Here is a 19,783-nt window from a genome sequence, read left to right as displayed (position 1 = left end):
TCCGTCGCCGCACCTGGCGATTCGCCGCATGCGCGTCGCGCCGCCGTGCCTTGGCGGGTCCACTGGCTTCACTGATCAACCGGAGACCGCCATGCACGCCCCAACCCACCATCCCCTCCACCACGTCGCCACCGGCCTGGCTGCCATCGGCATCGGCGCCCTGGCCCTGCTGGACCGCCAGCAGCTGTTCGGTCTGCCGCTGCTGCACACCTTCTGGCCGCTGGCGCTGGTACTGCTGGGGCTGGCGCGCCTGGGCTGGTCGCGCCAAGGCGGTGGGCTCGGCGGCCTGGCGCTCATCGCCGTGGGCGGCCTGCTGACCACGCGCAACCTGGGCCTGACCAGCTTCTCCCTGCGCGACGCGTGGCCCATGCTGGTCATCCTCGCCGGGCTGGCCGTCGTGCTGCGCGGCCTGCGCACGCGCCCGGCCGCCGACGCTGCGGGCCGTTGATTCGTCGGCTGCGGCCGTCGATTCGCCGCTGCCGCTGCCGCACCGGCGCCTGGCCGAGGTCTACTTGCTGCTTCCTGCCCTGCCTGACCTGACATGCCGTCCCACCCTCCCCGCTCCCTGCAGCACGCCGGCCACCGCATCCTGTTCGGCCTCATCGTCATCGGCGTCGGCGTGCTGGCGCTGCTGGACAACCTGCACGTCTTCGACATCGCGCTGCTGCGCACGTTCTGGCCGCTGGGCCTGGTGTTGTGGGGCCTGGGCCGGCTGGCCTGGCCGCGGCTGGCGGGCAGCGGCTTCATCGGCGTGCTGATGATCGGCGTGGGCCTGGCGCTGACGGCACAGAACCTGGGCTTCATGCACTTCCACTGGCGCGACTGGTGGCCGGTCGTCATCATCGTGGCGGGGTTGTCCATCCTGATGCGGGCCGTGTTCCCGCGCCCCGCCGCCGGCCGGCCGCTGGCGCTGACGGCCAAGCCGCTGGCACCGGGCGAGCGGGTGGACATCGACGTCAGCTTCAGCGGCATCAACCAGCGCGTCGAGGCCGGCCCGTTCAGCGGCGGCCACATCACCAGCACCTTCGGCGGCATCGAGCTGGACCTGACGCAGGCCAGCATCGCCGACGGCGAGGCGCGGCTGGACATCTCGGCCCGCTTCAGCGGCATCGAGCTGCGCGTGCCGCGCGACTGGCAGGTCGTCGTGGAGATCACGGCGCTGTTCGGCGGCGTCGAGGACAAGACCGTGCCGCCGATGGCGCCCGGGCCGCGCCTGGTGCTGCGCGGCGACGTGATGTTTGCCGGCGTCGAAGTCAAGAACTGACGCCGCCTTGCACCCCCTGCTGACCCATCTGCGCGGGCTGGCCGTCTACCTGCTGGCCTGGGGGCTGGCCGGCCCGGCGCTGGCTGCGCTGCTGCACGCGCTGGGTGTGGCGCCGCTGGGCTGGGCGCTGCCCTGGGCCGTGCCGCTGTGCGGCGTGCTGGCCTTCGTCGTGCTGGCCACCTACTACCCCTGCCGCAGCCGGCCGTTCGGCGTGGCCGACTGGCCGGCCGCGCTGCGCTACCGCGTGGGCCTGGTCGCCACGCTGACGACGGTGATGCTGGGCCTGGCCGCCGCGTGGGATGCCGCCGGCGCCCTGTTCGGCCACGCCGACGGCTGGGTGGGCCTGGGCCAGCGCGGCCTGGCGCTGCTGACCGCCGCGCTGCTGGCGCTGCTGACGCTGGCCGTGCTGGCGCACGACCTGCTCATCGCGTTCCAGAACACCCAGGCCGCCGCGGCCCGCGAGGCGCAGGCGCGGCTGCTGGCGCGCGACATGGAGCTGCAGCTGCTGCGCCTGCAGATCGACCCGCACTTCCTGTTCAACAGCCTGAACTCCATCAGCGCCCTCACCCAGCTGGACCCGGCCGCCGCGCGCGCGATGGCCATCGACCTGGCACAGTTCTTCCGCCAGACGCTGGACCTGGCCGGCCGCGAGCGCATCCGGCTGGCCGACGAGCTGGGCCTGGTGACGCACTACCTCGCCATCGAGCGCCAGCGCCTGGGCGACAAGCTGGCCACGCACATCGACGCCGCGCCCGACGCGCTGCCTGCGCTGCTGCCGCCGCTGACGCTGCAGCCGCTGGTGGAGAACGCGCTGAAGCACGGCCTGCGCCCGCGCGACGACGGCGGGCTGCTCAGCGTGCAGGCGCTGGTGCGCGACGGCTGGCTGCACATCGCCGTGCGCAACCCGGTGCCCGAGCCGGGCGACGCGCCGTCCAACGAGGCCGGCCTGGGCCTGGGCCTGCGCAACCTGCGCGAGCGGCTGGCCGCGCAGTACGCCGGCCGCGCCCGCGTGCACTGGGGCGCCACGCCCGACGGCTTCGCGGTCGAGATTTCACTCCCCTTCGAGACGACGCCATGACGCTCCAAGCGCTGATCGCAGATGACGAACCGCTGGCCCGCCGCCTGCTGGCCGAGTACCTGCGGCCGCATGCCGACATCACCGTCGTCGCCGAGGCCGGCAACGGGCTGGACGCCGCCCGCGCCATCACCGAACTCCGGCCCGACCTGGTGTTCCTGGACATCCAGATGCCCAAGCTCACCGGCCTGGAAGTGCTGGAGCTGACCGGCCGGCGCGACGGCATCGTCTTCACGACGGCGCACGACCAGCACGCGCTGCGCGCCTTCGAACTGCACGCGGTGGACTACCTGCTCAAGCCCTTCGCGCAGGACCGCTTCGACGCCGCGCTGGACCGCGCCCGCCGGCTGATGGGCCAGCCGCAGCCGGCGCTGGAGCGGCTGGTGGCCGCGCCGCCGCGGCTCACCCGCGTGCTGGTACGCGACAACGACAAGGAGGGCGGCATGCAGGTGCTGCTGGTGGACGACATCGCCTACATCGAAGCCCAGGCCGACCAGGTCGCCTTCCACGCCCACGGCCGCGAGCACCTGAAGACGCAGCGCATCTCCGAGCTGGAGGCGCAGCTGGACCCGGCCCGCTTCGTGCGCGTGCACCGCTCCTTCATCATCAACCTGGCCGCGCTGCAAGGCCTGGAGAAGACCGAAAGCGACGCCTACACGGCGCGCATGAAGAACGGCAAGCGCATCCCCGTCAGCCGCAGCGGCTACGACAAGCTGCGCGCCGCCGTCTGAGGACACCCCCATGAAACCCCGCCTGCTCATTCCCATGCTCGTGTGCGCCGACGCCGCCGCGCAGATCGCGTTCTGCCAGGCCGCGTTCGGCGCCGTCGAGCTGTCGCGCCGCACCGGCCCGCACGGCCGCGTCATCCACGCGACGCTGTCGGTCTTCGACTCGCTGTTCATGGTGCACGACGACACGCCCCACCTCGGCAGCCGGCCGCCCGCCGCGGACGGCAGCTCGCCAGTGGTGCACTACCTGTACTGCGACGACGTGGACGCCACCATCGCCCGCGCCGTGGCCGCGGGCGCCCGCGTGCTGATGCAGGCGGCCGACCAGGCCTGGGGCGACCGCGTGGGCCGCCTCATCGACCCGGCCCACCATGTGTGGAACGTGGCCTCGCGCACCGCCTGACCATGCAGTTCGCCAAGCAGCTGCGCGAGGGCGTGCGCAACGGCAGCATCACCACCAGCATCCGCATCTGGCAGTCGCCGCACGTGAAGGCGGGCGGGCGCTACGCGGTCGAGGGCGGCAGCATCGTCGTCACGTCCATCCGCGAGATTTCGCTCACCGACATCTCGGACTCGCTGGCGCGCGAGTCGGGCTTTCGCAGCCTGGCCGACCTGCTGCAGACCGCCCGGCACGGCGGCGGGCACAAGGTCTACTTCATCCGCTTCCGCTTCGAGGCCGCCGAGGGCACCGTCTGACGCAACGGGCGCTGTCCTACAGGCAGCGAGCCTGCTCGCGGCCAGACTGCCGGCATGCAAAGGCTTGTCCCTCTACGCCCGCTGGGCCGCGTGCTGCGGCTGACCTTCGACGGCTTTCTCGACGACCGCGGCCCGCGCATGGGGGCGGCACTGGCCTACTACACGCTGTTCTCGCTGGCGCCGCTGCTGCTCATCGTCGTGTCGGTGGCCGGCCTGGTGTGGGGCGCCGAGGCGGTACGCGGCGAGCTGGTGGCGCAGCTCTCGGGCCTGCTGGGCACCGCCGGCGCAGCCACCATCGAGGGCATGCTTCGCAGCGTGGCCTGGCCGGTCGGCGGCTGGCTGAGCACGGTGCTGGGCCTGGGCCTGATGCTGGTGGGCGCCACCACCGTGTTCGCCGAACTGCAGGATGCGCTGGACACCATCTGGCGCGCGCCGGCACGGCCGTTGCAGGGTTGGTGGGCCTGGCTGCGTGCACGGCTGCTGAGCTTCGGACTCATCCTGGGGCTGTCCTTCCTGCTGCTGGTGTCGCTGCTGCTGGGTGCGCTGCTGGCCGCCGCCGAGGCCTTGTGGAAGCCCTGGTTCGGCCAGTGGCTGCTCGTCGCCGGCATCGCCAACGCCGTCATCAGCCAGGGTCTGGTGGTGGCCGTGTTCGCGCTGATCTTCAAGTGGATGCCGCGCGCGCGCATCGCCTGGCGCGACGTGCTGCTAGGCGCACTCGTCACCGCCGCGCTGTTCGAGCTGGGACGCTGGGCCATCGGCGTGTATCTGCGCAGCAGCGGCGTCGTGTCGGGCTTCGGCGCCGCGGCGTCGGTAGTGGCGCTGCTGGTTTGGGTGTACTTCTCGGCGCAGATTCTGCTGATCGGCGCCGAGTTCACTTGGGCCTATGCGCGCGTGCTGGGCTCGCGGCGCGAGGCCCCTAGACTCTCGCCACCTCCGCTACCCGCGACGAGATGACCACCACCGACGACGGCCTCACGCTCCACACCCGGCACTGGCCCGCCACCGTACCCGCACGCGGCCAGCTGCTCATCGTGCACGGCCTGGGCGAACACATCGACCGCTATGCCCACGTGGCCGCCGCACTGAACACCGCCGGCTGGGACGTGCACGGCTGGGACCACCGCGGGCATGGCCGCAGCGAAGGCCGCAAGGGCGACATTCCCGACCACGACGCGCTGCTGCGCGACACGGCACGCGTCATCGACGCCGTGCGCCGCCCCGGCACGCCCTTCGTGCTGCTGGGCCACAGCCTGGGCGGCCTGATCGCTGCACGTTTTGCCGACGAGGCGCTGGCCGCGCAGCCCGCTGCGTGGAGCCGGCCGCTGGACGGCCTGGTGCTGTCGTCACCCGCGCTGGACCCGGGCCTGTCCGGCGGCCAGAAGCTGGCGCTGGCGCTGGCCGAGAACCTGGCGCCGGGTCTGGCGGTGGGCAACGGCCTGAAGCCCGACTGGATCAGCCGCGACCCGGCCGTGGTGGCGGCCTATGCCAGCGATCCGCTGGTGCACGACCGCATCACCGCGCGCCTGACGCGCTTCATCGTCGACGCGGGCGAGCGCGTCATTGCCGACGCGCCGCGCTGGCGGCTGCGCACGCTGCTGATGTGGGCCGGCGCCGACCGCTGCGTGGCGCCGCGCGGCAGCGAGGCGTTTGCGGCCGCGGCGCCGGCCAACGTCGTCGCGACGCGGCCCTGGCCCGGGCTGTTCCACGAGATCTTCAACGAGCCGGAGAAGGACGACGTGCTGCGCGTGCTGACCGACTGGCTCAACCGCTGAGCGCGTCGAGCCGGTCCACCACCAGCTCCAGCCGCAGCAGCGGGTTGTCCATCGCCATCAGGCGCTGACGCTCCTGCGCCGGCATGGGCAGCAGCTCGGCCCAGCGGTTGGCCAGCCAGCCGGCGTCGTCCCACGCATAGGGCGGCTGCAACGGCAGCTGCTCGGGGCCGGCGCGCTCGCGCCAGTTCTCCAGCAGGTCCTGCAGCTGGCGCGTAGCGGAGCGCAGGTCCTCCGGCACCGGCACGGCCACGTCCTGCGCCAGCAGCTCGGGCACCCCCACCCACAGCCCGTGGTTCAGGCAGCGCGAGCTGCGCAGCCGAAAGCGCTGCGTGCCGCGCGTGTGCAGCTGGATCAGCCCCGGCTGCTCGTGCGCGAAGTGCTCGATGCGCGCCAGCGTGCCGACGGTGTGGAAGGCCTCGCGCTGGAAGCCCGCCCCGTCGCGCTGCCGCACCTCCTGGCCCTCGGTCAGGGCGACGACGCCGAAGGCATGGCCTTGCGCGTGGCAGCGCTGCACCATGTCGAGATAGCGCGGCTCGAAGATGCGCAGCGGCAGCCAGCCGCCGGGGAACAGCACCGAGCGCAGCGGGAACAGCGGGATCTCGGTGTCCATGCGCCGCTACCTCGTCCGTTCGGCGATGCGCTGGCGGATCAGCGGCAGCACCGCCTGCGCGGCCTCGCGGCCGGCCTGGATGGCGCGGCGGCGCGCGGTGAAGTCGGCGCTGGAGACGCCGTCCAGCCGCGGGCGCACCAGCACGTCGGCGTCGCGCAGCTCGAAGCTGTTGATGCTGCGGCCCATGATGGAGAACGTCTGCATCAGCATGCGGAAGGCGTCGCCGGGCGGGTCTTTCTCGGGCGGCGACGTGATGTCCACCGCGATGACCAGCTGCGCCCCCATCTCGCGCGCGAAACGCACCGGCACCGGCGACACCAGGCCGCCGTCCACGTACTCGCGCTGGCCGATCCTGACCGGCTGGAACACGGCCGGCACGGCGCTGGACGCGCGCACGGCCGTGCCCGTGTCGCCGCTGCGGAACAGGATGGGCGAGCCGTCCGACAGATCGGTCGCAACGATGCCCAGCGGCACCACCATCTGCTCGATGCCCTTGCCGCCGGTCTTGTCGCGGATGAAGCGCGCCAGCGCCTCGCCGCGGATCAGGCCGCGCAGCGGGAACGACCAGTCGGTGATGGCGCCCTCGTCCATGCCTTCGGCCAGCGACTGCATCTCCTTGCCGTTCCTGCCCGACGCGTAGAGCGCCGCGACGAGGCTGCCGGCCGATGTGCCGGCGACGAGGTCGACCTTGATGCCGGCCTCCTCCAGCACCTGGATGACACCGATGTGCGCGAAGCCGCGCGCGGCGCCACCGCCCAGTGCCAGGCCCAGGCGCGGCGGCCTGGGCACGGGCTTGACGACGGGCGCGGGCTCCACGGGAGGTGGCACGACGACCGGCTGCTGCGGTGTCAGCACGGGCACGGAACAGGCGGCAAGCGCCGCGAGGACCAGAGCAAGAGCGAGAGATGAGAAACGGCGAAACATGGCTCACATCATCTCAGCAGCGCGTGTGATTCTTGCGGGCCGAGCGCCGGGCCGCTCCCAAGCCGGCCCGCCTGGCGATGTGCTTGCCGGTCAATCCGGCAAGCATCGCCGTCCCCTCGGGGGCTGTGGCCGGACAGATGGAGCCCAGTGGGCTCGATGTGCCTGCCGAAGCGCTGCGGCGCAAGCCGCGGCGTGGTCCCAGACCGGGCTTGCCGCGTTCAGCAGGCAAGACCGGGCGAGGGGCCCACGTTTCAGCCGAGCTTGTAGCTCTGCAGGTGAATGGACGTTTCCGTGCCGGCAATGCCCTTGATGAGGCGTACGCGCTCCAGCACGTCTGCCAGCTCCTGCAGGCTGGAGCTGCGGATCTCGGCCAGCAGGTCCCAGCGGCCGTTGGTGTCGAACAGGCCGGTGATGCCGGGCTCGCCCAGCAGCATGGCCACCACCTCGCGCGTGCGGTTGCCTTCCACGGTGATGCTCATCCACGCGGTGATCTGGTCGGGCACCGAGTCGGGCCGCAGCCGCACCGTGTAGCCGGTGATGACGCCGCTGTCCTCCAGCCGCGCGATGCGGTTGGTGATCGTGCCGCGCGACACCTTGAGCTTGGCCGCCAGCGTCGCGACGCTGGCACGGGCATCGGCGCGCAGCAGCGCCAGCAGTTGCTGATCCAGGGCATCCATTTTGTGCAAATCGGCAATTTCCACTGCCATTTTGCCAATAGCCAATGCATTCCTCGTCAGGAATTGCGCTTCTGTTTGGCGAGACGCGTCGGAAGAATCGCCATCAACCACTTCAGGAGACCTCCATGACCACACTGCTGACCACCCAGGACATCGCCCGCATCGTGCAGCGCGTCGGCCTTCCCGATTTACTGCGCCGCCTCATCGGCTACCTGGAGGCCGACTACCTGCGCTGGGCCGAGTTCGACAAGACGCCCCGCGTCGCCGCCCACTCCGCCGACGGCGTCATCGAGCTGATGCCCATCGCCGACGCCAGCCTGTACAGCTTCAAGTACGTCAACGGCCACCCCAAAAACCACCGCGTCGGCCTGCCGACGGTGATGGCTTTCGGCGTGCTCGCTGACGTGGCCACCGGCGCGCCGGCGCTGCTGTCCGAGCTGACGCTGACGACGGCGATGCGCACCGCCGCCACTTCCGTCATGGTGGCCAAGCGCCTGGCCCGGCCAGACAGCCGCGTGATGGCGCTGATCGGCAACGGCGCGCAGAGCGAGTTCCAGGCACTGGCCTTCCACCACCTGCTGGGCATCCGCGAGCTGCGGCTGTTCGACATCGACGCCGCCGCCACCGCGCGCCTGGTGCGCCACCTGCAGGGCACGCCGGGCCTGACGCTGACGGTCTGCGCCTCCACCGCCGAGGCCGTGCGCGGCGCCGACATCGTCACCACCGTGACCGCCGACAAGACCAACGCGACCATCCTGACGCCCGACATGATCGAGCCCGGCATGCACATCAACGGCGTGGGCGGCGACTGCCCCGGCAAGACCGAGCTGCACCGCGGCGTGCTGGAGATGGCGCGCGTCATCTGCGAGTTCGAGCCGCAGAGCCGCATCGAGGGCGACATGCAGCAGATGCCGGCCGACTTCCCCGTCACCGAATTCTGGCGCGTGCTGGCCGGCCAGGCGCCGGGGCGCGAGTCGCCCGAGCAGGTCACCGTGTTCGACTCGGTGGGCTTCGCGCTGGAGGACTTCTCGGCGTTGCGGCTGCTGCGCGACGTCAGTGTGCAGCTGGGCCTGGGCGCGCCGCTGGACCTGATCCCGCAGATGGCCGACCCCAAGAACCTGTTCGGCGAGCTGCAGCTGCACGGCCAGCGCCAGGCGGCCTGAGCGCGGCGTCAGGGCAGGTAGGCGTCGACGTCGGCGAGGTCCACCAGGTCGCGCGGCATGAAGCGCCGCGCATAGGCCAGGCACACGCCCGAGCGCAGGAACAGCGCGAACAGCTCGCCATCCAGGTGGCCGTCGGCCACCATCTGGCGCATCAGCGCCAGCGCCTCGGACAGCCGCTTGCCGGCCTTGTAGGGCCGGTCGCTGGCCGTCAGCGCCTCGAAGACGTCGGCGATCGCCATCATGCGCGCCTGCGGGCTCATCGCGCTGCCCATCAGCCCGCGCGGGTAGCCCTTGCCGTCCATGCGCTCGTGGTGGCCGCCGGCGATCTCGGGCACCGTCTTCAGATGACCCGTGAACGGCAGTGCCTCCAGCATCTTGATGGTCTGCACGATGTGGTCGTTGATCTTGTAGCGCTCCTCGTCGTTGAGCGTGCCGCGCGACACCGACAGGTTGTGCAGCTCGCCGCGGTCGTAGAGATGCTCGGGCTGGGCGAGCCGGAAGCCCCAGCGGTTGTCCGCCGCCAGCTGGTCGCCCTCCGGGCGCGGCACGATGTGATCGGGCCGGTCCTGCAGCAGCGCCTCGGCCACCGGCAGCGGCGGGCGCACGCGGGGCCGCCGCGCGGCCTCGGCCGCGGACAGCCCCAGCCCGTCGTCCAGCGTGCGCAGCCAACGCCGCGCGCCGATGCGGCGCAGCCGCTCGACGGTGGCCGGCTCCTGCCGCTCACCGCCCTGGTTGCAGGCGGCCACGAAGGCATAGTCGTCGTCCAGCGTGGCCTGTGCGGGCGCCGCGGCCGCGCGGGCCCGCGCCGTGCCGGCCTCGCCGGCCTCGGCCTGCAGCGCCTCGATGAGCGCATCGCGCTTGAGCACCTCGAAGCGCATGCGGATCTCGTGGATGCGGTTATAGATGGTCTCCAGCTTGGTGGCCTTGTCGACGACGTACTCCGGCGTCGTGACCTTGCCGCAGTCGTGCAGCCAGGACGCGATGTGCAGCGCCTCCCACTGGTCGTCGCTCATCGAGAAGCCGGCGTACGGCCCGTCGGTCGCATCGCAGGCGGCGCGGGCCAGCATCTTGGTCAACTCGGGCACGCGCTGGCAGTGGGCGCCGGTGTAGGGGCTCTTGGCGTCGATGGCGCCGGCCACGAGCTGGATGAAGCTCTCCAGCAGCTCCTTGCGCGCGCGCAGCAGTTGCTGGTTGTCGATGGCCACGGCCGCCGTGCCCGACAGCGCCCGCACGAAGGCCACGCGCGCCTCGCCCAGTGGCTGCGGTTCGCCCAGGGCCGGCAGCGGGAAACTCAGCGTCAGCGTGCCGATGGTCTCGTGCTGGCGGCTCTTCAGCGGCAGCGACAGCAGCCGCAGGCGGGCCGCGCCCAGGCTGGAGAACAGCGCGCCGTAGGCCGCAAGGTGGGCGGGGTCATCCCAGCCCAGCTCCACCTCCACCGCGTCATTGGCACGCAGCGCCTGCACCGGCGCGCCCAGGCTGTCGGCCACGCTCAGGTCCCAGCTGCGGCCGGCGCCGAGCTGCAGCTCGCCCTGCAGCCACACGGCGGCCGGATGCAGCATGCTGCCGTCGTCGGCCAGCAGATGCACCGCGCCGCCGCTGGCGCCGGTGACGGCGATGGTCTCGCGCAGGATGAGGTCCAGCAGCCGGTCGAAATCGCGCTCGGCGCTGAGCGCGCCGCTGATGTCCAGGAAGCGGCGCAGCGAGTGCTTCATGGCCGTCATCGCCGTGGCCAGCCGGTCCACCTCGCGGATGCGGCTGCGGCGCGGATCGGGGCCGCCGAAATCGAAGCGCTCAATGGCCTCGGCCTGCCGCGCCAGGTGGCGCAGCGGCCGTGAGACGCGGTCCGCCAGCAGATGGACGATGGGCAGCAGCAGCAGCATCAAGCCCAGCGAGATGTAGAAGCCGTGGCGGCGGCTCTCGATCTGGTAGGCCTGCAGCTCGTCGCGCGGCGAGGCCATCAGCAACACCAGCGGCGCACCGGCCTGCACGGCGCCGGCCAGCGGCAACGCGTGGCTGACCCACTCGCGCCCGTCGACGACCTGCACCGGCGCGAGGCGCCCCTCGCCGTCGCGGCGCTCCCACAGCGCGCGCATCAGCGGCGAACCGGCGTCGCGGATGTTGGGCAGGCGCCGGCTCTCCGCCAGGCTGGGCCGGCGCCGCGCCTGGGCCAGCACCTCGCCGGCCGGGGTGGCGATCAGGAGCTCGGCCGACGGGCTGATCTGCGGGCGGTCCAGCATCTCGCCCAGCGCCTGCAGGCTGACGTCGGCGCCGATGACCACGTCGCCGCGCGCCTGGGCCAGCGTGACGCCGGGCTCGCCCGTCGTGAAGAAGCGGTAGGGCGCGGACTGCACCACGTTGCCCGCCGCCGCCTCGCGGGCCAGCTCGAACCAGGGGCGCGCACGCGGGTCGAAGTCGTAGTCCAGCCGCTCGGCAACGCGCAGCTCGCGCATGTCGGCGTCGTAGAAACGGTAATGGCCGCGCACGGTCCCGCCGTCGCGCTCGACGCTCTGCAGCGCGAAAGCGGCCTCGGCCGGCGCGTCCATGCGCCGGCGCGTGGCGGCGTCGCCCAGCCGGCGCAGCAGCACGAATTCACCTCGCGTCGTGCCGGCGTAGACGGCCGACACCGCCCCATTGCCGCTCAACGTGGCACTCAGCTCCGGCAGCGCCCGCAGCCGCTCGGCGGCGCTGCCCGCGCGGCCCAACGCGCCGGCAGCCAGCAGCGCCACGCTGACCCGCGCCGGCCGCAGCTCGGTCTCCACGACCCCTGCGGCCTCGCGCCCGATGCGCCGCGCGGCCGCGCCGGCCTGCTGCAGCATCAGCGCGTCGCTGCGCGACGCCTCGTACAGCATCAGCACGCCATACACCAGCGCCACCAGCCCCACCATGAGCGAACTCAGCGTGATGTAAAGCGTCTTGGGCTTGATCTGCATGGAGACCGAGTATCTGCGCCGCAACCACCGGGGCCGATGACTGCGGGCCGGCGGCGGCGATGGGCAATCTTCACCTCGGCAGGCGCGCCCTGCCGTTTCTCCCCTTGCGTTTGCTTACGGCCGGGGGCCCGAGTCCGTCGCCCGCGGGCGGCCTGCTCCTACAGCAAGGAGGTTGCGGCTGCGCCGACGATGCCTCCACGCGGCTCCGTCGCGTTTCCCGACGCAGCGCCCCCCAGCGCTGCACCCGATGACTGAAGCAGGAAGCAGTACGACATGAAAAAGATCGCCCTCACCCTCGCCGCCCTGGCCCTGGCCGCCGGCGCCCATGCGCAGATCGGCGCCAACAGCACGCAGCCGCATGCCTACGGCCTGCTCTCGCTGGGCCAGAGCCGGCTCAACGTCAGCTGCGACGGCAGCCTCGCCTGCGACAAGAGCGCCACCGGCGGCAAGGCCATGCTGGGCTACTCGTTCGGCAACGGCTTCGCGCTGGAAGGCGGCTATGCCAACTTCGGCAAGTTCCGCGCCTCCAGCGGCCCGCTGTCGGTGAGCGGCAAGCCCGAGGCCGTGGTGCTGGGCGGCGCCTACACCGCCGAGTTGACGCCCGACTGGGCGCTGACCGGGCGCCTGGGCGCCGCCTACGTCCGCACCAAGCTGCATGCCGACGCGGGCGTGTTGTCCGGCTCCGACCGCGAGAGCAAGACGCAGCCCATCGTGGGCCTGGCGCTGAACTACGCGCTGACGCCGTCCACCCGCGTGGAGTTGGGCATCGACGCGACGCGCGCCGAGTACCAGGGCGAGCGCACCAACCTGCGCATGGTGTCGCTGGGCGCACGCATGGCGTTCTGACGCGGCCCCTCTCGCACCGGCCCCGGCCGCCTCGCGCGGCCCGGGCCGTTTCTACACTCGCGGGGATGGACTACGCCCCGTTGATCAAGGAAGTGGGCCGCGGCACCAAGGGTGCCCGCGACCTGACGCGCGACCAGGCCGAGCAGCTGTTCGGCGAGATGCTGGACGGCACCGTGCCCGACATGGAGCTGGGCGCGCTGCTCATCGCGATGCGCATCAAGGGCGAGAGCGCCGACGAGGTGGCGGGCTTCCTGACGGCCATGGCCGCCCGCACGGCCCCGGTGGCAGCCCCGCCCGGGCCCCGCACCGTGCTGCTGCCCAGCTTCAACGGCGCCCGCAAGCAGGCCAACCTGATGCCGCTGGTGGCACTGCTGCTGGCCCGCGAGGGCGTGCCGGTGCTGATCTTCGGCCGGCACGACTTCGACAGCCGGCACAGCCCGTTCGAGCTGCTGGAGGCGCTGGGCCTGCCCGCCAGCGCCTCGCTGCCCGAGGCCGAACAGCGCCTGGCCACCCAGCGGCTGGCCGTGCTGCCTTTGCAGATGCTGAACCCGGGGTTGAACAACTTGATGGCCTTGCGTCCCCGCCTGGGCCTGCGCAACAGCTCGCACAGCCTGGCCAAGCTGCTGGACCCGTTCCCCGCCGGGCGCGGCGTGCGCGTCGTGGCCGTCACGCACCCGGAGTACCTGGACAGCATGGGCCAGGCGCTGCCCGGCCTGACCGCCGGCGGCGGCCGGGCGCTGCTGATGCGCGCCAGCGAGGGCGAGGCCTACGCCCATCTGCGCCGCAAGGCCCACCTGATCGGCTTCCAGGACGGGCAGACGGCGCCGCTGCACCCGGACGACACGGCCGACCTGGACTGGCCGCTGTCGCCCGCCTGCGCGCCGGCGGAGAACGCCGCGCTGATCCGCGCCATGCTGACAGGCACCGAATTGGTGCCACCCCGCATCGCCGAACAGGTCGCGGCGCTGAAGGAACTCGCCACAAACTGAGGTTGCTTATTCAGCTCGGGCATATAGGCCCAAGAATTAAATCGTTCTGCGGCGCTGCAACATTCCCTAGAGTCGCGCCCTCGGGTGACATGGAGTCGCCCCAGGGGGCGGCGTGCTGGACGGAATTGCAATTGCGAGTGGACTGGGGGTCGGCCTCATCGTCGGGATCACCGGCGTGGGCGGCGGCTCGCTGATGACACCGCTGCTGCTGACCGTCTTCAAGCTGAACCCGGCCGTCGCCATTGGCACCGACCTGTGGTTCGCGTGCCTGACCAAGGTCAGCGGCTCGGTCGCCCATGCACGCCACGGCCATGTGAACTGGGCCATCGTGCGCCGGCTGCTGGCTGGCTCCGTGCCGGCGTCCATCGCCACCATCGCGCTGATGCATCTCACCGGTGTGACCAAGGGCTGGGCCTCGGCGCTGACCTTCTCACTGGGCATCGCGCTGTTGCTGACGGCGGTGGTCGTCGCCTTCAAGGCGAGCTGGCAGGCGCTGGGCCTGCGGCTGGAGCGCTGGCTTCCCGAGGCCCGCAAGCCGGCGCTGACCGTCGCCAGCGGGGTGGTCCTGGGCGTGCTGGTGTCGCTGTCGTCCATCGGCGCCGGCGCGATCGGCGCGACACTCATCCTGTTGATCTACCCGCGCCTGAAGGCGCGCGACATCGTCGGCACCGACATCGCCCATGCCGTGCCGCTTACGCTGGTCGCCGGCATCGGACACGCCAGCCTTGGCAACGTGAACTGGGAGCTGCTCGTGTCTCTGCTCGTCGGCTCGCTGCCCGGCATCTGGCTGGGCGCCCAATTGACCCGCCGTCTGCCGGACGGCGTCGTGCGCAGCCTGCTCTGCGCCTCTCTTCTGATGGCCGGCTGGAAGGTCATCCATTAACCATGTATCAATACACCGACTTCGACCGCCGCTTCGTCCACGCCCGCGCCGCGCAGTACCGCGACCAGCTGGAGCGCCACCTGGCCGGCACCCTCGGCACCGACGAGTTCCGCGCCCTGCGCCTGCAGAACGGCTGGTACATCCAGCGCCACGCGCCCATGCTGCGCGTGGCCGTGCCCTACGGCGAACTGTCCTCGCGCCAGCTGCGCCAGCTCGCCCGCATTGCCCGCGAGTACGACCGCCAGCCCGACGGCCCCTTCGCCGGCCAGGGCGGCTACGGTCACTTCACGACGCGCCAGAACCTGCAATACAACTGGATCCCGCTCGTGAAGAGCGCCGACGTGATGGACCTGCTCGCCGAGGTCGATATGCACGGCATCCAGACCAGCGGCAACTGCATCCGCAACATCACCAGCGACGCCTTCGTCGGCATCGCGCCCGACGAGATCGTCGACGCCCGCCCCTACGCCGAAGTGCTGCGCCAGTGGAGCACGCTGCATCCCGAGTTCGCCCACCTGCCGCGCAAGTTCAAGATCGCCATCTCCGGCGCCCAGGAAGATCGCGCGGCCATCGGCTGGCATGACATCGGCCTGCAACTGAAGAAGAACGCGGCCGGCGAGGTCGGCTTCCAGGTCTTCGTCGGTGGCGGCATGGGCCGCACCCCCATCCCGGGCGTCGAGATCAACGGTTTCGTGCCGTGGCACCACATCCTCGTCTACATCGAGGCCATCGTGCGCGTCTACAACCTCGCCGGCCGCCGCGACAACCTCTACAAGGCCCGCATCAAGATCCTCGTCAAGGCCGAAGGCCAGAAGTTCTTCGACGCGGTCAACGAGGAATACCAGCGCATCCTGGCCGGCGACCCGGCCGGCCATGAGCAGATCATTCCGCAGGCCGAGCTGGACCGCGTGGCGGCCTGCTTCGTCGACCCGGCCGGCGTGAAGCCCGAAGCGCCCGTGCAGCTGGACACCAGCGACCCGGCCTTCGCCCGCTGGCTGCAGCGCAACGTGCATGGCCACCGCGTCAGCGGCTACCGCGCCGTCACGCTGAGCCTGAAGCGCGTGGGCATCGCCCCCGGCGACACCAGCGCCGACGTGATGGACACGGCCGCCGCGCTCGCCGACCGCTTCAGCCACGGCGAGCTGCGCGTGTCGCACCGCCAGAACCTCGTGCTGCCGTGGGTGCGCGAGGCCGACCTGCCCGAGCTGTTCCAGGCCGCGCGCGCCGCCGGCTTCGCCACGCCCAACGCGGGCCTGCTGACCGACCAGATCGCCTGCCCCGGCGGCGACTTCTGCGCGCTGGCCAATGCCCGCTCGCTGCCGCTGGCCGCCGAGATCGCCGAGCGCTACCAGGACATCGACGAACTCGAAGACCTCGGCGAGATCGACCTGCACATCAGTGGCTGCATCAACAGCTGCGGCCACCACCACAGCGGCCACATCGGCATCCTCGGCGTCGACAAGGACGGCACCGAGTGGTATCAGCTGACGCTGGGTGGCGGCGACGGCACGCACCTGGCCGGCGGCACCGTGGCCGGCAAGGTCATCGGCCCCAGCTTCGCGGCCGACGAGATCGCCGATGCCATCGACGCCGTCATCGAGACCTTCAAGCGCGAGCGCCTGGCCGGCGAGCACTTCATCGACGCGGTGAAGCGCCTGGGGCTCGACCCGTTCAAGACCGCCGCGAATGCCGTTCGCGTTTCGACCGCCAAGGCCTGATCAAGCCATGAAGTTCATCAACGCCACCACCTGCCCCTGGAAGCACGCCATCGGCGAAGACGGCCCCAAGCCCGATCCCGATCCGGCGCCCCACCGCCTGCTGTCGCTGGAGCAGTGGCATGCCGTGCGCGCCCACTGGCCGCAGGACGTGCGCGTCGCCATCGAGTTCCCGAACGACGCCGACATCAACCAGCTCGCGCCCGACCTGCCGCGCATCGCGCTCGTCGTGCTGGACTTCCCGAAGTGGACCGACGGCCGCGCCTACAGCCAGGCCCACCTGCTGCGCATCCGCCACCAGTTCAAGGGCGCCATCCGCGCCCGCGGCGAAGTGCTGGTGGACATGATGCAGCTGCTGGCCCGCACCGGCTTCGACGAGGTCGTCATGCGTGGCGACCAGTCGCAGGCCGCGGCGCAGAAGGCGCTGGACCTGTTCGCGCCGGTCGGCTTCTACCAGGGCGACGTGGCCGAGACGCGCCCGTGGTTCCTGAGGAGCGCAGCGTGAGCGACGGCGTCAGCAGCCTGCCCTGGGCCGCCGCGCCTGCGGTGGGTAACGCCATCGGCCTCTACGCGAAGTGGACGCCGGCGCTCGACGCCAAGATCGAGGCCGCGCTGCAACGCCTGCGCGACGCCAGCATCGAGCACGGCGACGGCCTGGTGCAAAGCAGCAGCCTGGGCGTGGAAGACATGGTCATCACCGACCTGATCTCACGCACCGGCCTGCCCGTGCACATCTCGACGCTGGACACCGGCAAGCTGCACGCCGAGACGCTCGCGCTGCTGCCGCAGATCAAGGACCGATACGGCTTCGACGTCGAAGTCTTCAAGCCGATCGCCGAGGCCGTCATCGAGTTCGTCAAGCGCGAGGGCGACGAGCCGATGTACAAGAGCATCGAACTGCGCAAGGCCTGCTGCGGCGTGCGCAAGATGGAGCCGCTGGGCCGCATGCTGGCGGGCCGCTCGGCCTGGATCACCGGCCTGCGTCGCGAGCAATCGGGCGCACGCGGCGATGTCGCGTTCGATGAAGACGACGGCAATGGCCGCCGCAAGATCAGCCCCATCGCCGACTGGACTTGGGGCCAGGTCTGGGCCTACGTCGAGAAGTACGCCGTCCCCTACAACCCGCTGCATGACCAGTTCATGCCCAGCATCGGCTGCGCGCCCTGCACGCGCGCCATCGCCGTCGGCGAGGACTTCCGCGCCGGTCGCTGGTGGTGGGAAGACTCATCCAAGGAATGCGGCCTGCACGCCAAATCATGAATGCTGCTGTGAAACCTGAACAACTCATCGCCGACGTCGACCACGCGCACCTGGATGCGCTGGAAGAAGAGGCCATCTTCATCCTGCGCGAGGTGGCCGCGAGCTTCGAGCGCCCCGCCCTGCTGTTCTCGGGCGGCAAGGACAGCTGCGTCGTGCTGCGCCTGGCCGAGAAGGCCTTCAAGATGAAGAACGCCGCGCACCCCAGCGGCTACTCGGGCCAGCTGCCCTTCCCGATGGTGCACATCGACACGGGCCACAACTTCCCCGAGGTCATCACCTTCCGTGACCAGCGCGTCGCCGACATGGGCGAGCGCCTGATCGTCGGGCACCTCGAAGACAGCATGGCCCGCGGCACCATCCGCCTCGCCCACCCGCTGGAAAGCCGCAACGGCCACCAGACGGTCACGCTGCTGGAGACCATCGAGGAGCACAAGTTCGACGCCCTCATCGGCGGCGCCCGCCGCGACGAGGAGAAGGCACGCGCCAAGGAGCGCATCTTCAGCCACCGCGACAGCTTCGGCCAATGGCAGCCCAAGGAGCAACGCCCCGAGCTGTGGACGCTGTTCAACACCCGCATCCGCCCGGGCGAGCATTTCCGCTGCTTTCCCATCAGCAACTGGACCGAGCTGGACGTGTGGCTCTACATCGCCCGCGAGAACATCCCGCTGCCGCCCATGTACTACGCGCATGAGCGCCAGGTCATCCGCCGCAAGGGCCTGCTGGTGCCGCTGACCGACGTGACGCCGCCCGAGCCCGGCGAGACCGTCGAGACCGTGCAGGTGCGCTTCCGCACCGTGGGCGACATGACCTGCACCTGCCCGGTCGAGAGCCCCGCCGCGAATGCGAGCGAGGTCGTGGCCGAGACGCTGACCGTGACGGTGAGCGAACGCGGCGCCACGCGCATGGACGACCGAACCAGTGAAGCTTCCATGGAGAAGCGCAAGAAGGAAGGGTATTTCTGATGAAGGCGCTGCGATTCCTCACGGCCGGTTCCGTCGACGACGGCAAGAGCACGCTGATCGGCCGCCTGCTGTTCGACGGCCAGGCCATCCTCGCCGACCAGCTCGACACGCTGGAGCGCCGCGCCGCCGGCCGGCCCATCGACCTGTCGCTGCTGACCGACGGCCTGGAGGCCGAGCGCGAGCAGGGCATCACCATCGACGTGGCCTACCGCTACTTCGCCACCAAGACGCGCAAGTTCATCATTGCCGACGCCCCGGGCCATGAGCAGTACACGCGCAACATGGTCACGGCCGCCGCCGGCAGCGACGCCGCCGTCGTGCTGGTGGACATCACCAAGCTGGACCTGACACAGGATGACGTGCCGCTGCTGCCGCAGACGCGCCGCCACTCGCTGCTGGCCCAGCTGCTGCGCGTGCCCAGCCTCGTGTTCGCCGTCAACAAGATCGACGCGCTGGACGACCCGGCTGCCGGCTTCGCCAAGGTGAAGGCCGCGCTGGACAAGTTCGCCGCTGCCGCCGGCCTGAACGTGGCGGCCACCGTGCCCGTCAGCGCGCTTCGTGGCGACAACGTGACCCAGCCGCTGGACGCGCCCTGGTGGACGGGCGAGAGCCTGCTGCAGGTGTTGGAGCGTCTGCCCACGCTGAGCGAGCGCACCGACGCGCCGCTGTCGCTGCCCGTGCAGTACGTGCAGAAGGACGCCTACCAGTCCAACGGCACCGGCGTGCAGCCGCGCGTGCTGTGGGGCCGCATCGCCCACGGCGCCGTGAAGGCCGGCGACACCATCGAGGTGCTGCCGTCGAAGCAGACGGCCGTCGTCGCCGAGGTTCGCCTGGCCGGCGAGACGGTGGAAAGCGCCGCCGCCGGCGACTCGGCCGGCCTGGTGCTGGACCGCCAGCTGGATGTGAGCCGCGGCGACTGGATCGTCACCCCCGGCTCGGCCACGCAGACCAAGACCTTCCCCGCGACGCTGGCCTGGCTGGACACCGAGGCCGCCAAGCCCGGCCGCAAGTACTGGGTGCGCCACGGCAACCGCTGGGTGCAGGCGCGCATCTCGGCCATCGACTCGGTGCTGGACATCAACACGCTGACGCCGCAGGACGCGCATGAGCTGCCCGTCAACACCATCGGCCGCGTGCAGATGGAAGTGCAGCACGAGCTGCCCGTCGAGCCCTTCGTGGACAACCGCGTCGGCGGCGCGCTGATCGTCGTCGACCCGGCCAGCCACCGCACCAGCGGCGCGCTGCTGGTGGACGTGCAGCCGGCGGCCGCCGCCGAAGAAGACTGGTGA

Annotated in this window: 21 protein-coding genes; 17 read left to right on the top strand and 4 right to left on the bottom strand. The window is 71.2% G+C overall.

What is annotated here, in order from left to right; translation table 11 throughout:
* Positions 1-91: 91 nt before the first annotated feature.
* From ACG04Q_RS11605 to ACG04Q_RS11570, 8 genes are all read left to right on the top strand, one after another.
* Positions 92-448, top strand: a complete 357-nt coding sequence (locus ACG04Q_RS11605) for a LiaI-LiaF-like domain-containing protein (RefSeq protein ID WP_394511079.1) — start codon at positions 92-94, stop codon at positions 446-448.
* 93 nt (positions 449-541) lie between these two features.
* Positions 542-1,264, top strand: a complete 723-nt coding sequence (locus ACG04Q_RS11600; protein WP_394511078.1) for a LiaI-LiaF-like domain-containing protein — start codon at positions 542-544, stop codon at positions 1,262-1,264.
* A 7-nt stretch (positions 1,265-1,271) separates the two neighbouring features.
* A complete protein-coding gene (locus tag ACG04Q_RS11595) occupies positions 1,272-2,342 on the top strand; it encodes a sensor histidine kinase (protein ID WP_394511077.1) in 1,071 nt (356 codons plus the stop codon).
* A complete protein-coding gene (locus tag ACG04Q_RS11590; RefSeq protein WP_394511076.1) occupies positions 2,339-3,070 on the top strand; it encodes a LytR/AlgR family response regulator transcription factor in 732 nt (243 codons plus the stop codon). The genes ACG04Q_RS11595 and ACG04Q_RS11590 overlap by 4 nt, the downstream gene beginning before the upstream one ends.
* 10 nt (positions 3,071-3,080) lie before the next feature.
* Positions 3,081-3,470 (top strand): VOC family protein, encoded by a 390-nt coding sequence (locus tag ACG04Q_RS11585; protein WP_394511075.1) that lies wholly within the window; start codon positions 3,081-3,083, stop codon positions 3,468-3,470.
* 2 nt (positions 3,471-3,472) lie between these two features.
* Positions 3,473-3,763, top strand: coding sequence for an ASCH domain-containing protein (locus ACG04Q_RS11580; protein ID WP_394511074.1), 291 nt, complete (start codon positions 3,473-3,475; stop codon positions 3,761-3,763).
* 54 nt (positions 3,764-3,817) lie between these two features.
* Positions 3,818-4,717, top strand: a complete 900-nt coding sequence (locus ACG04Q_RS11575) for a YihY/virulence factor BrkB family protein (RefSeq protein ID WP_394511073.1) — start codon at positions 3,818-3,820, stop codon at positions 4,715-4,717.
* Positions 4,714-5,535, top strand: coding sequence for an alpha/beta hydrolase (locus ACG04Q_RS11570; RefSeq protein ID WP_394511072.1), 822 nt, complete (start codon positions 4,714-4,716; stop codon positions 5,533-5,535). The genes ACG04Q_RS11575 and ACG04Q_RS11570 overlap by 4 nt, the downstream gene beginning before the upstream one ends.
* On the opposite strand, the gene ACG04Q_RS11565 is transcribed toward ACG04Q_RS11570, so the two are convergent.
* From ACG04Q_RS11565 to ACG04Q_RS11555, 3 genes are all read right to left on the bottom strand, one after another.
* On the bottom strand, positions 5,525-6,145 hold the full coding sequence (locus ACG04Q_RS11565) for an LON peptidase substrate-binding domain-containing protein (RefSeq protein ID WP_394511071.1): 621 nt from the start codon (positions 6,143-6,145) through the stop codon (positions 5,525-5,527). The genes ACG04Q_RS11570 and ACG04Q_RS11565 overlap by 11 nt on opposite strands.
* Positions 6,146-6,151: 6 nt before the next feature.
* A complete protein-coding gene (locus ACG04Q_RS11560; protein WP_394511070.1) occupies positions 6,152-7,069 on the bottom strand; it encodes a patatin-like phospholipase family protein in 918 nt (305 codons plus the stop codon).
* 251 nt (positions 7,070-7,320) lie between these two features.
* Complete coding sequence (locus ACG04Q_RS11555) at positions 7,321-7,746, bottom strand: Lrp/AsnC family transcriptional regulator (RefSeq protein WP_394511069.1); 426 nt, start codon at positions 7,744-7,746, stop codon at positions 7,321-7,323.
* 125 nt (positions 7,747-7,871) lie between these two features.
* Here ACG04Q_RS11555 and ACG04Q_RS11550 point away from each other — a divergent pair, with 125 nt between their 5' ends.
* Entirely contained in the window at positions 7,872-8,909 is a 1,038-nt protein-coding gene (locus tag ACG04Q_RS11550; protein ID WP_394511068.1) for an ornithine cyclodeaminase, read from the top strand.
* An 8-nt stretch (positions 8,910-8,917) separates the two neighbouring features.
* Here the strand turns inward: ACG04Q_RS11550 and ACG04Q_RS11545 are convergent, their stop codons facing one another.
* Positions 8,918-11,839 carry an HD domain-containing phosphohydrolase gene (locus tag ACG04Q_RS11545; protein WP_394511067.1) on the bottom strand — a complete coding sequence of 974 codons (2,922 nt, stop codon included), beginning with the start codon at positions 11,837-11,839 and terminating at the stop codon, positions 8,918-8,920.
* Positions 11,840-12,112: 273 nt separating this feature from the next.
* On the opposite strand from ACG04Q_RS11545, the gene ACG04Q_RS11540 reads away from it, so the two are divergent.
* The 8 genes from ACG04Q_RS11540 to ACG04Q_RS11505 all read left to right on the top strand — a co-directional run bounded on the left by ACG04Q_RS11540 (position 12,113) and on the right by ACG04Q_RS11505 (position 19,783).
* Positions 12,113-12,685 carry an outer membrane beta-barrel protein gene (locus ACG04Q_RS11540; protein ID WP_394511066.1) on the top strand — a complete coding sequence of 191 codons (573 nt, stop codon included), beginning with the start codon at positions 12,113-12,115 and terminating at the stop codon, positions 12,683-12,685.
* 65 nt (positions 12,686-12,750) lie between these two features.
* Positions 12,751-13,674 carry a DNA-binding protein YbiB gene (ybiB, locus tag ACG04Q_RS11535; RefSeq protein WP_394511065.1) on the top strand — a complete coding sequence of 308 codons (924 nt, stop codon included), beginning with the start codon at positions 12,751-12,753 and terminating at the stop codon, positions 13,672-13,674.
* 115 nt (positions 13,675-13,789) lie between these two features.
* Complete coding sequence (locus tag ACG04Q_RS11530) at positions 13,790-14,557, top strand: sulfite exporter TauE/SafE family protein (protein ID WP_394511349.1); 768 nt, start codon at positions 13,790-13,792, stop codon at positions 14,555-14,557.
* A 2-nt stretch (positions 14,558-14,559) separates the two neighbouring features.
* The gene (locus tag ACG04Q_RS11525) at positions 14,560-16,275 is read left to right on the top strand and encodes a nitrite/sulfite reductase (protein WP_394511064.1); all 1,716 of its coding nucleotides are present in this window, start codon (positions 14,560-14,562) and stop codon (positions 16,273-16,275) included.
* Between the two features lie 7 nt (positions 16,276-16,282).
* Positions 16,283-16,777 carry a DUF934 domain-containing protein gene (locus tag ACG04Q_RS11520; protein ID WP_394511063.1) on the top strand — a complete coding sequence of 165 codons (495 nt, stop codon included), beginning with the start codon at positions 16,283-16,285 and terminating at the stop codon, positions 16,775-16,777.
* A 41-nt stretch (positions 16,778-16,818) separates the two neighbouring features.
* Positions 16,819-17,532 (top strand): phosphoadenylyl-sulfate reductase, encoded by a 714-nt coding sequence (locus ACG04Q_RS11515; protein WP_394511348.1) that lies wholly within the window; start codon positions 16,819-16,821, stop codon positions 17,530-17,532.
* On the top strand, positions 17,529-18,494 hold the full coding sequence (cysD, locus tag ACG04Q_RS11510; RefSeq protein ID WP_394511062.1) for a sulfate adenylyltransferase subunit CysD: 966 nt from the start codon (positions 17,529-17,531) through the stop codon (positions 18,492-18,494). The genes ACG04Q_RS11515 and cysD overlap by 4 nt, the downstream gene beginning before the upstream one ends.
* Positions 18,494-19,783, top strand: a complete 1,290-nt coding sequence (locus tag ACG04Q_RS11505; protein ID WP_394511061.1) for a sulfate adenylyltransferase subunit 1 — start codon at positions 18,494-18,496, stop codon at positions 19,781-19,783. Before cysD ends, ACG04Q_RS11505 begins: the two co-directional genes overlap by 1 nt.

Origin of the sequence: Pelomonas lactea, assembly GCF_043555885.1 — a bacterium.
GTDB lineage: Bacteria > Pseudomonadota > Gammaproteobacteria > Burkholderiales > Burkholderiaceae_C > Pelomonas > Pelomonas lactea.
This window is presented reverse-complemented; position numbering and strand designations above follow the sequence as displayed.

Coding starts and splice junctions, on each gene's coding strand:
- ACG04Q_RS11605 (WP_394511079.1), top strand. CDS start 92: ATGCACGCCCCAACCCACCATCCCCTCCACCACGTCGCCACCGGCCTG.
- ACG04Q_RS11600 (WP_394511078.1), top strand. CDS start 542: ATGCCGTCCCACCCTCCCCGCTCCCTGCAGCACGCCGGCCACCGCATC.
- ACG04Q_RS11590 (WP_394511076.1), top strand. CDS start 2,339: ATGACGCTCCAAGCGCTGATCGCAGATGACGAACCGCTGGCCCGCCGC.
- ACG04Q_RS11585 (WP_394511075.1), top strand. CDS start 3,081: ATGAAACCCCGCCTGCTCATTCCCATGCTCGTGTGCGCCGACGCCGCC.
- ACG04Q_RS11580 (WP_394511074.1), top strand. CDS start 3,473: ATGCAGTTCGCCAAGCAGCTGCGCGAGGGCGTGCGCAACGGCAGCATC.
- ACG04Q_RS11575 (WP_394511073.1), top strand. CDS start 3,818: ATGCAAAGGCTTGTCCCTCTACGCCCGCTGGGCCGCGTGCTGCGGCTG.
- ACG04Q_RS11570 (WP_394511072.1), top strand. CDS start 4,714: ATGACCACCACCGACGACGGCCTCACGCTCCACACCCGGCACTGGCCC.
- ACG04Q_RS11565 (WP_394511071.1), bottom strand. CDS start 6,145: ATGGACACCGAGATCCCGCTGTTCCCGCTGCGCTCGGTGCTGTTCCCC.
- ACG04Q_RS11560 (WP_394511070.1), bottom strand. CDS start 7,069: ATGTTTCGCCGTTTCTCATCTCTCGCTCTTGCTCTGGTCCTCGCGGCG.
- ACG04Q_RS11555 (WP_394511069.1), bottom strand. CDS start 7,746: ATGGATGCCCTGGATCAGCAACTGCTGGCGCTGCTGCGCGCCGATGCC.
- ACG04Q_RS11550 (WP_394511068.1), top strand. CDS start 7,872: ATGACCACACTGCTGACCACCCAGGACATCGCCCGCATCGTGCAGCGC.
- ACG04Q_RS11545 (WP_394511067.1), bottom strand. CDS start 11,839: ATGCAGATCAAGCCCAAGACGCTTTACATCACGCTGAGTTCGCTCATG.
- ACG04Q_RS11540 (WP_394511066.1), top strand. CDS start 12,113: ATGAAAAAGATCGCCCTCACCCTCGCCGCCCTGGCCCTGGCCGCCGGC.
- ybiB (WP_394511065.1), top strand. CDS start 12,751: ATGGACTACGCCCCGTTGATCAAGGAAGTGGGCCGCGGCACCAAGGGT.
- ACG04Q_RS11525 (WP_394511064.1), top strand. CDS start 14,560: ATGTATCAATACACCGACTTCGACCGCCGCTTCGTCCACGCCCGCGCC.
- ACG04Q_RS11520 (WP_394511063.1), top strand. CDS start 16,283: ATGAAGTTCATCAACGCCACCACCTGCCCCTGGAAGCACGCCATCGGC.
- cysD (WP_394511062.1), top strand. CDS start 17,529: ATGAATGCTGCTGTGAAACCTGAACAACTCATCGCCGACGTCGACCAC.
- ACG04Q_RS11505 (WP_394511061.1), top strand. CDS start 18,494: ATGAAGGCGCTGCGATTCCTCACGGCCGGTTCCGTCGACGACGGCAAG.